Genomic DNA, 10,347 nt, shown 5'->3' with positions numbered 1-10,347 from the left:
GCCGCTATCGCCGGCAAGCCGGCTCCCACAGAGCCCCCACACACTCAAAGACTTGTGCAGTACTTGTGGGAGCCGGCTTGCCGGCGATGAGGCCAGCAAACCCAACTACATCACTCAGGCATCCCGAAACAGCCAAGGCTGCCCGGCACGGTGCTTCTGCTCGAAGGCCTTGATCGCATCGCTGTCCTGCAAGGTCAGGCCAATGTCGTCGAAGCCATTGAGCAGGCAGTGCTTGCGGAACGCGTCGATCTCGAAGTGCAGCACCTTGCCATCCGGGCGGGTCACCGCCTGCGCCTGCAGGTCGATGGTCAGCTGGTAGCCCGGGTTGGCTTCGACCTGCTTGAACAACTCGTCGACTTCCTCATCGCTGAGGATGATCGGCAGCAGGCCGTTCTTGAAGCTGTTGTTGAAGAAGATATCGGCGAAGCTCGGCGCGATCACGCTACGGAAGCCGTACTCGTCCAATGCCCACGGCGCGTGCTCGCGGCTCGAACCACAGCCGAAGTTCTCCCGTGCCAACAGCACGCTGGCACCCTGGTAGCGCGCGTGGTTGAGCACGAATTCCTCGTTCAACGGGCGTTTGCTGTTGTCCTGGTAGGGCTGGCCCACATCCAGGTAACGCCATTCGTCGAACAGGTTCGGGCCGAAGCCGGTGCGCTTGATCGACTTGAGGAACTGCTTGGGGATGATCTGGTCGGTGTCGACGTTGGCACGGTCCAACGGCGCGACGAGGCCAGTGTGCTGGGTGAAGGCTTTCATGCTGCGCTCCCTTGGATCAACTCGCGGACATCGATGAAGTGGCCGGTTACCGCGGCGGCGGCGGCCATGGCCGGGCTGACCAGGTGAGTACGACCACCGGCGCCCTGACGGCCTTCGAAGTTGCGGTTGGAAGTGGACGCGCAGTGCTCGCCGCTTTCCAGGCGATCCGGGTTCATGGCCAGGCACATCGAGCAACCCGGCTCACGCCATTCGAAACCGGCTTCGAGGAAGATCTTGTCCAGCCCTTCGCGTTCAGCCTGGGCCTTGACCAGACCGGAGCCCGGCACCACCAACGCCTGCTTGACGTTGGCCGCGACCTTGCGGCCCTTGGCGATTTCGGCAGCAGCGCGCAGGTCTTCGATGCGCGAGTTGGTGCACGAACCGATGAACACGCGGTCGAGCTTGATATCGGTGATCGCCTGGTTGGCGGCGAGGCCCATGTACTTGAGGGCGCGCTCGATCGAGCCACGCTTGATCAGGTCGGGCTCGGCAGCCGGATCCGGCACGCGCTGGTCGACAGCCAGGACCATCTCGGGCGACGTGCCCCAGCTGACTTGCGGCTTGATCTGCGCGGCATCCAGTTCGACCACGGTGTCGAACACCGCGTCGGCGTCCGAAACCAGGCTTTTCCAGTCCTGGGCTGCCTGCTTCCACTGCTCGCCCTTGGGCGCATAGGGGCGGCCTTCGACATAGGCGATGGTGGTGTCGTCGACCGCCACCAGGCCGACGCGGGCACCGGCTTCGATGGACATGTTGCAGATGGTCATGCGGCCTTCCATCGACAACTCGCGGATGGCGCTGCCAGCGAACTCCATGGCGTGGCCATTGCCACCGGCGGTGCCGATCTTGCCGATCACGGCGAGGACGATGTCCTTGGCGGTGACACCGGCTGGCAACTGGCCTTCGACGCGCACCAGCATGTTCTTCATCTTCTTGGCGACCAGGCACTGGGTGGCGAGCACGTGCTCGACCTCGGACGTACCGATGCCGTGGGCCAAGGCACCGAAAGCGCCGTGGGTGGAGGTGTGCGAGTCGCCGCAGACCACGGTCATGCCCGGCAAGGTAGCGCCCTGCTCCGGGCTGATGACATGGACGATGCCCTGGCGCACGTCATTCATCTTGAATTCGACGATGCCATATTCGTCACAGTTTTCATCGAGGGTCTGCACCTGCAGGCGCGACACCTGGTCGACGATGGCCTCGATACCGCCCTTGCGCTCCGGCGTGGTCGGCACGTTATGGTCGGGCGTGGCGATGTTGGCGTCGATGCGCCATGGCTGGCGGTTGGCCAGACGCAGGCCTTCGAAAGCCTGGGGCGAGGTCACTTCGTGAATGATATGGCGGTCGATGTAGATCAAGGACGAGCCGTCATCACGGCGCTTGACCTCATGCGTTTCCCAGAGTTTGTCGTAGAGCGTTTTGCCAGCCATCAGACTGTTCCTCATCAGCGTCTTTCTATGCCAAAGACCCCTTGGCTTGTACGGACGATCCTAGGGCTATACATTGAATAACTCAAATTCATAATTTTTATGCTTTGGATAACCAACAGGAATTCGAAATCATGGACCTGGCCAACCTCAGCGCTTTCATCGCCATTGCCGAAACCGGCAGCTTTTCTGGAGCCGCTGAACGCCTGTTCCTGACCCAGCCAGCCATCAGCAAACGCATCGCCGGGCTGGAGCAGCAACTGGGGGTACGCCTGTTCGATCGCCTGGGCCGCGAAGTCACCCTGACCGAGGCTGGCAGGGCATTGCTGCCGCGTGCCTACCAGATTCTCAACGTGCTCGATGATACCCGCCGGGCGCTGACCAATTTGACCGGGGAAGTGAGCGGTCGCCTGACCCTGGCTACCAGCCATCACATCGGTTTGCACCGCCTACCCCCACTGTTGAGGGCTTTTACGCGGCAGTACCCGGCGGTGGCGCTGGATATCCAGTTCCTTGATTCAGAGGCGGCCTACGACGAAATTCTCCATGGTCGCGCCGAAATTGCCGTCATCACCCTGGCACCCGAGCCCCACCACCTGGTCAAGGCCGTCCCGGTATGGGACGACGCCCTGGATTTCGTCGCCGCACCCGAACACCCGCTGGCCAGCAACCAGCGGGTCAGCCTGGCCGACGTGGCGCGCCACCCGGCGGTGTTTCCCGGGGGCAATACCTTCACCCACCATATCGTCCAGCGCCTCTTCGAAAGCCAGGGGCTGACGCCGAACATCGCCATGAGCACCAACTACCTGGAAACCATCAAGATGATGGTTTCCATCGGCCTGGCCTGGAGCGTGCTCCCGCGCACCATGCTGGACGATCAGGTTGCACCCATCGCTTTACCCGGCATACAGCTGTCACGCCAGCTAGGCTACATTCTGCACACGGAGCGAACGCTATCGAATGCGGCCAGGGCCTTCATGGCCTTGCTCGACAGCCACGCAGGTTCCGCCTGACCGGTCGTTAGCTCGGCATTTCCAACTCAAGGACGCGTCAAACGCCAAAGGTCTGGTACCCAATGCCCAAATCAGCAAACCGCTTTCCGCGCCTGCCGCGTATCCCTGCGGCCGACCCCCAGGAATCCGAGCAAGCCTGGCAGAACGCGCCACAGCTGCTGGCCGCGCTCAATGCCGCGCGCCTGGGTGCCTGGCTATGGGATATCGAATCCGGCCGGGTCAGCTGGTCTCGCGGCACCCAGGCCCTGTTCGGGTTCGATCCTCAGCGGCCATTGCCCAATGCCATCGATTACCTCGACCTGCTGCCCGAAGAGGACCGTGCCCGCACCCGTCAACTGTTTCAAGCCGTGGTCAATGGCGAACCGGTGGAGCGGACGATGCGTCACCGCATCCGCTGGCCGGATGGCAGCCTGCACTGGCTGGAAATCAACGGCAGCCTGACCCACGACCGCCACGGCCGGCGCCAGATGATCGGGGTGATCCGCGAAATCACCCGCCAACGCGAACGGGAAACCGCGCTGATCAACTCGGAAAAGCGCTTCGCCACCCTGTTTCACCTGAGCCCCAACGCAATTCTGCTGACCCGCCGCCACGACGGCATGATCTTCGAAGTGAACCAGCACTTCGAAGACATGTTCGGCTGGCCCGGCAGCCATGTGATCGGCAAGACCAGCCTGGAGCTGGGGCTGTGGGTGCACCCCGAGCAGCGTCAGCAGATACTGGAATCGACCCGCCCCAGTGGCGGCCCGCTGAGCATGGAGGTGCAGTTTCGCGCCAGCAACGGCAAGCTGCACGACGGCATCCTCTGCACCCAGGGCATCGAACTGGAAGGCGTGACCTTCCTGCTCAGCACCTTCGTCGACACCTCCGAGCGCAAGCGCGCCGAGCAGGCGCTCAAGGACAGCCAGGAACGCCTGGACCTGGCCTTGGACTCGGCGCAACTGGGCACCTGGGATTGGCACATTCCCAGCGGCATGCTGTATGGCTCGGCGCGGGCTGCGCAATTGCACGGCCTTGACCCGATCCCCTTCCATGAATCCTTCGACGCGTTCTTCGAAGGGGTGCCGAACGAAGAGCGCGATGCGATGCGCCAGGCTTACCGCAGCCTGCGCGAAGGCCCGGCCGGCAACTACCAGATCACCTACCGCGTACAGCTGGAAAACGGCGCTTCGCGCTACATCGAGAGCCGTGCCCGCCTCTACCGCGATGAACAGGGCAACCCGCTGCGCATGGCCGGCACCCTGCTCGACATCACCGAACAGGTAGAGCGCGAACTGCGCCTGAGCGCCTCGGAAGAGAAGTTCGCCAGCCTGTTCCAGGTCAGTCCCGATCCGATCTGCGTGACCCGCCAGGACACCGGGCAGTTCATCGAGATCAACCCGGCATTCACCCAGACGTTCGGCTGGAGCGCCGAGCAGGTGATCGGCCGTACCGCCGAGGAAATCGGCCTGTGGGCCGAGTCGATCGAACGCGCCAGGCGCATCGAGCGGGTCATCCGCGAGCAGGCGTTGAGCAACGTGGGCGTGGTGGTCAACCATCGCGACGGCTCCGCCTTGACCTGCGTGATCGCCAGCCGGCTGATCAGCGTCGACGACCAGCCCTGCAGCGTCACCACCCTGCGCGACATCACCCAGCAACAACGGGCGGAAGCTGCCCTGAAGTCGAGCGAGGAGAAATTCGCCAAGGCCTTTCACTCCAGCCCCGACGCCATCACCATCACCGAGCGCCACAGCGGCCGCTATGTGGAAGTCAACGACGGTTTCTGCCGGCTGACCGGCTACAGCAGCGCCGAAGTGGTGGGCCGCAGCGTCTTCGAACTGGGCATCTGGGCCGACGACAAGCAGCGCAGCGCCCTGCTCGCCGAACTCAAGGAGCGTGGCCGGGTACACCACCGGGAGATGCTCGGGCGCAACAAGCGCGGCGACATCCTTACCGTGGAAGTGTCTGTGGAGCCGATCAGTCTCAACGAGGTCGACTGCCTGCTGCTCACCGCCCGCGATGTCAGCCAGCTGAAGAACGCCCAGGCGCAGATTCGCCACCTGGCCTACCACGACCCGCTGACCAACCTGCCCAACCGCGCCCTGCTGATGGACCGCCTGAGCCAGCAGATCGCCCTGTTGCGCCGCCATAACCTGCGCGGTGCCCTGCTGTTCCTCGACCTGGACCACTTCAAGCACATCAACGATTCACTCGGTCACCCGGTGGGCGACACGGTGCTGAAGATCATCACCGCGCGCCTGGAAGCCAGCGTGCGCCTGGAAGACACCGTGGCGCGGCTGGGCGGTGACGAGTTCGTGGTACTGCTGAGCGGCCTGGAGGGCAGCCGCGAAACGGTCGAGATCAAGGTTCGCGAGCTGGCCGATACCCTGCGCGAACTGCTGGCCGAACCCATGTCGCTGGACGGCCAGCGCCTGCAGGTAACGCCGAGCATTGGCGTGGCGCTGATTCCCGACCACGGCGCCACCCCGGCCGACTTGCTGAAGCGCGCCGACATCGCCTTGTACCGGGCCAAGGACTCGGGGCGCAACACCACCCAGCTGTTCCACACCACCATGCAAAAGGCTGCCAGCGAGCGCCTGCGCATGGAAAGCGACCTGCGCCTGGCGTTGGCCCGCGGCGAACTGGCCCTGCACTTCCAACCCCAGGTGGACGCCCGCGACAACCGCATCGTCGGCGCCGAGGTGCTGCTGCGCTGGCACCACCCGCAACTGGGCCAGCAACCGCCTGCCCAGTTCATTCAGGTACTGGAAGAAAGCGGCCTGATCCTCGAAGTTGGCAGCTGGATACTCGACGAAGCCTGCGATGCCTGCGCCCGTATGCTGGAAGACGGGCTGATCGATGCCGATGATTTCAGCCTGTGCGTGAACATCAGCCCACGGCAGTTCCGCCAGAACGACTTCGTCGAACGGGTGTTGCGCAGCCTGGACGATTACCGCCTGCCGCGGCACATGCTCAAGCTGGAGATCACCGAAGGCATCGTGATCCAGAACCTGGAAGACACCATCAGCAAGATGCGCGAGCTCAAGCGCTATGGGGTGAGCTTCGCCATGGATGACTTCGGTACCGGCTATTCATCGCTCACCTACCTCAAGCGCTTGCCGGTGGACGCCTTGAAAATCGACCAGACCTTCGTCCGTGATGCCCCGGAAGACCCCAACGACGCCGAGATCGTCCGCGCCATCGTGGCCATGGCACGCAGCCTGGACCTGGCGGTCATCGCAGAAGGCGTGGAATTGACCGAGCAGCTGGAGTTTCTGGAGCAGCTGGGCTGCCACCTGTACCAGGGCTACCTGCACAGCCGGCCCCTGCCGCTGCCGGAGTTCAGGCAGATGCTGCTGGAGGCACCGGCGGATTATTGAACGCAAAAAGGGCACCCGAAGGTGCCCTTTTTTTGCATCACGCCAAACTCAGTTCAGCGCTGGCTTGTCGCCATTGATCGGGATGCGCTTGGCCTTGGCTTCTTCCGGCACGATGCGCAGCAGGTCGATGCTGAGCAGGCCGTTGGCCAGACCCGCGGACTTGACCTCGATATGGTCAGCCAGGCGGAACGACAGCTTGAAGGCGCGCTGGGCAATGCCCTGGTGCAGGTAGGTCACTTCCCCGGCGCCGTTTTCGCGCTTGCCGCCGATGACGGTCAGGACGCCTTTTTCAACCTGCAGGTCGAGATCCTGCTCCTGGAAGCCGGCTGCGGCAACCACGATGCGATAGTGGTCTTCGCCATGTTTTTCCACGTTGTAGGGAGGGTAGCTGCTACCCGCCTCGTTACGTGCCGCGGATTCGAACAGGTCGTTGAAACGGTCGAAGCCAACGGAATGGCGGAACAGTGGAGCGAGAGAGAAAGCGCTGGTCATGGTCATAAACTCCTGAAATTCAGCAAGTAAGTCATTACGCGACCCGACTTCGGCATCGCGTACTGAATAGATAGGGTTCAGGAGATGGCTTTCAAGGGTGACTGGCAAAAAAATTTGCAGTGGCATCACCGGCCCTTTCGCGGGACAAGCCCGCTCCCACAGGTACAACACAATGGCTGACGGCAGCGGGGTACCTGTGGGAGCCGGCTTGCCGGCGATGAGGCCGGTTCAGGCCACACATTCCTCGTATGCCCGCACCTCAACCCCAAGCAAGCGACTGATCCGCGCACAGTCATCTTCCCTGCGCAACTCGGCAAAAAGCACCACCGCCTCGGGGTAACTGCGCGTCAGCATCGCCAGCCACTGCTTCATCCGCCCCGGCGCATAACGCGGCGACAGCTTGGCCTGGGCTTGGCGCCAGAACTCGCGCAGCAAGGGCAGCAGCGCTTCCCAACTCATCGGCTGATAGTCTCGCCCGTCTCGCGCGGCAGCGATCTGCAAGGCCAGGTCCGGCCGCGACACCAGCCCGCGTCCGAGCATGATGTCTTCGGCACCGCTGACCTCACGGCAACGCCGCCAGTCGTCGACGGTCCAGATCTCGCCATTGGCGAACACCGGCACCTTGACCACGTCCTGCACCCGCGCCACCCACTCCCAGTGCGCCGGAGGCTTGTAGCCCTCGACCTTGGTTCGCGCATGCACCACCAGGTGCGCCGAGCCGCCTTCGGCCAGCGCCGTGGCGCACTCCAGCGCCCCATCCGGGCTATCGAAGCCCAGGCGCATCTTCGAGGTGACCGGGATATGCGCTGGCACCGCCCGCCGCACTTCACGCACGATGGCGTGCAGCAACTCCGGCTCCTTGAGCAGCACCGCCCCACCACGCGACTTGTTCACGGTCTTGGCCGGGCAGCCGAAGTTCAGGTCGATCACGGGCGCCCCCAGCTCGCACGCCAGCGCCGCATTCTCGGCCAGGCAGACGGGGTCGGAGCCAAGCAGTTGCACGCGCATCGGCACGCCGGCAGCGGTGCGCGCACCCTGGCGCAGTTCAGGTGCGAGCTTGTCGAACGACGAGGCTGGCAGCAGGCGGTCGCACACACGGATGAACTCGGTGACGCACCAATCGATGCCGCCCACTCGGGTCAGGACGTCGCGCAGGATGTTGTCGACCAGCCCCTCCATGGGGGCCAGGGCAATTTGCATTTCGGGGACTCGGCGAGAAAAGCCGGCAGTCTAGCAAAAAACGACGCCGGTTCAGGCACCGATCAGCGCCGGGGCGTAACCGTCGATGAACTCGGCCGGCATGCGCTTGGGTTTGCCGCTGGACAGCTCGATGCAGGCAAAGGTGGTCTGCGCGCGCAGCAGGGTCACGCCGTCACGCGGGCGCTTGAGCTGGAAGCGCCGGGTCATGCGCAGCCGCTGGTCCCAATCGATGATCCAGGTCGCCAGTTGCAGCTCGTCATCCTCATAGGCGGCGGCGAGGTAGTCGATTTCATGCCGCACTACTGCCATGGCCCGGTCCAGGCGCCGGTATTCCGCCAGGTCCAGGCCCAGGCGCTGGGAATGGCGCCAGGCGCAACGCTCGAGCCAGGTGACGTAGACCGCGTTGTTGGCGTGCCCGAGGCCGTCGATGTCCTCGCTGCCGACCCGCAGATCGATGATGAATGGCGTTGCCAGGTCCCAGCTCATGCCCGCTCCCGATGTCAGTGATGGGGCAGAGTGTAATGGAAGTTCAGGCGCTTTGCCGGGCCGGCGCACCGGCACGGGCCAGCAATTCGAGCACGGCCTGGCTCAGGCGCGGGTCGGCCAGCACGCGCTGGTGGCCACCGGTTTCCGGCAGCAACAGACGGCTGTCGAACCAGGCCTTGTGGATCAGATGGGCTTCGTCAGCGGGCACCAGCTCATCATCAGCGGCATGAACCACCAGACCCGGCACCTCCAATTGATAGCCACTGACATCCAGGCGTGCGACCTGGATACCGACATCCCGTTCGACCTGGCGAATGAACGCCGCTCTGGCACGCGCAGGCATGCCCAGGCGGTTGGCGAAGCCGCGCAAGACGCCAAGCATGCGCGCTGGAGCCGCGATGCTGACCGCGGCATCGGTGCGCAACCCCATCTGCAGCGCCAGCATGACACTGGCGCCCCCCATGGAGTGACCGATCACGGCGCTCAAGGGCGGCAATTCGGCTGCCGCCTCCAGCAATGCACGGGCAAACAGCACCACGTTCGCCTGCTCCCCTGGGGAGCGACCGTGACCCGGCCCTTCCAGCGAGACCACCGTGTGCCCTGCCTGCACCAGCGTGTCGATCAAGGCGGCAAACTGGGTCGGGCGCCCTTCCCAACCATGCATCAACAATACCGTGGGCCCCTTGCCCCAGCGCAAGGCAGACAAACCGAAGCGCAAGGTGATCCGCTCGGCACTCGCCAGCAGGGGCAACTCCCACTCCCGGGGCGGAAGGTTGCGCGGTGTCATGAAGGCTCGGCGCATCCTGCCAGCAACATGTTCAGGGGCCAGATGGCCAAGGGTGCCATTGACGCCACGAATCCAGCTCAAGGAAGTCATCGCCTTGCTCCCGGTCACAGGTTCAGATAACCGCCGATTTGGCGGCACGCAGAATACGGTCGGACAACTCGCCTGCGCCCAGGGAACGGGCCAGCGCCAGGCCGCCGATCATCAGGGCCAGGTCGGCCAGGGCCTTGTCGGCATCCTCGGGGCAATCGACCATGGCCGCGGTCATCAACTCGATGTGCTCGGCCAGCACTTCGCGGAAGGCCTCTGGCAAGCGCTGCATCTCGCCCAGCGCGTTGGGTAGCGGACAAGCATCCACCTCGGCGTCACGGTGCTTGCGCGACAGGTAGAAGGCACTCACCAGGGCTCGCCGACCCGCGCCGTCAAGGCTGGAATCGACCTGCGCCAGCAAGGCTCTGCGCTCGCCGAGCAATTGGCGGAACGCCTCGAGCATCAGCTCATCCTTGCTTTCGAAGTGGGAATAGAAGCCACCTACGGTAAGGCCGGCGGCACCCATGACCTGGCTGACACTGGGCTCGGCCGGACCGTGCTGGATCAACGCACTGCGCGCAGCCTTGAGGATTCGTTCGCGGGTCCTGGTCTTCTTGTCGCTCATTGCGCCACTCACCGTGAAAAATATGATGCTCGAAATATTATGCCTGTAATAATTTTTTGCAAGCGCAAAGACACACCGCTTATCGGTGACTATTTTTTTGAGGGGAAGTAGAAAAAACAAAAGGCCCATTCAATAAGCGAATGAGCCTTTAAAGTCCCGCAAAACGCGGGTA

Annotated in this window: 9 protein-coding genes; 2 read left to right on the top strand and 7 right to left on the bottom strand. The window is 63.6% G+C overall.

Going from position 1 to position 10,347, the window contains the following annotated elements:
- Positions 1-114 precede the first annotated feature (114 nt).
- Together leuD and leuC are read right to left on the bottom strand one after the other, a co-directional pair.
- The gene (gene leuD / locus PMI38_RS24650; RefSeq protein WP_008100308.1) at positions 115-759 is read right to left on the bottom strand and encodes a 3-isopropylmalate dehydratase small subunit; all 645 of its coding nucleotides are present in this window, start codon (positions 757-759) and stop codon (positions 115-117) included.
- Entirely contained in the window at positions 756-2,189 is a 1,434-nt protein-coding gene (gene leuC, locus PMI38_RS24645) for a 3-isopropylmalate dehydratase large subunit (RefSeq protein ID WP_008100305.1), read from the bottom strand. Before leuC ends, leuD begins: the two co-directional genes overlap by 4 nt.
- Positions 2,190-2,320: 131 nt before the next feature.
- Between leuC and PMI38_RS24640 the strand changes: the two genes are divergently transcribed.
- Positions 2,321-3,199, top strand: coding sequence for a LysR family transcriptional regulator (locus PMI38_RS24640; protein WP_008100304.1), 879 nt, complete (start codon positions 2,321-2,323; stop codon positions 3,197-3,199).
- Between the two features lie 62 nt (positions 3,200-3,261).
- Complete coding sequence (locus PMI38_RS24635; RefSeq protein WP_008100301.1) at positions 3,262-6,558, top strand: PAS domain S-box protein; 3,297 nt, start codon at positions 3,262-3,264, stop codon at positions 6,556-6,558.
- Positions 6,559-6,606: 48 nt separating this feature from the next.
- Here the strand turns inward: PMI38_RS24635 and PMI38_RS24630 are convergent, their stop codons facing one another.
- From PMI38_RS24630 to PMI38_RS24610, 5 genes are all read right to left on the bottom strand, one after another.
- Positions 6,607-7,050: an Hsp20 family protein gene (locus PMI38_RS24630; protein ID WP_008100299.1), complete on the bottom strand. Its 444-nt coding sequence runs from the start codon at positions 7,048-7,050 to the stop codon at positions 6,607-6,609.
- Between the two features lie 228 nt (positions 7,051-7,278).
- On the bottom strand, positions 7,279-8,250 hold the full coding sequence (locus tag PMI38_RS24625) for a tRNA dihydrouridine synthase (RefSeq protein ID WP_008100298.1): 972 nt from the start codon (positions 8,248-8,250) through the stop codon (positions 7,279-7,281).
- A 51-nt stretch (positions 8,251-8,301) separates the two neighbouring features.
- Positions 8,302-8,736 carry an acyl-CoA thioesterase gene (locus tag PMI38_RS24620; RefSeq protein ID WP_008100296.1) on the bottom strand — a complete coding sequence of 145 codons (435 nt, stop codon included), beginning with the start codon at positions 8,734-8,736 and terminating at the stop codon, positions 8,302-8,304.
- A 43-nt stretch (positions 8,737-8,779) separates the two neighbouring features.
- Positions 8,780-9,613: an alpha/beta fold hydrolase gene (locus tag PMI38_RS24615; RefSeq protein WP_008100294.1), complete on the bottom strand. Its 834-nt coding sequence runs from the start codon at positions 9,611-9,613 to the stop codon at positions 8,780-8,782.
- A 22-nt stretch (positions 9,614-9,635) separates the two neighbouring features.
- Entirely contained in the window at positions 9,636-10,175 is a 540-nt protein-coding gene (locus PMI38_RS24610; RefSeq protein WP_008100292.1) for a TetR/AcrR family transcriptional regulator, read from the bottom strand.
- Positions 10,176-10,347 lie beyond the last annotated feature (172 nt).

The sequence above is a fragment of the Pseudomonas sp. GM84 genome, from assembly GCF_000282535.1.
Classification (GTDB): domain Bacteria; phylum Pseudomonadota; class Gammaproteobacteria; order Pseudomonadales; family Pseudomonadaceae; genus Aquipseudomonas.
This window is presented reverse-complemented; position numbering and strand designations above follow the sequence as displayed.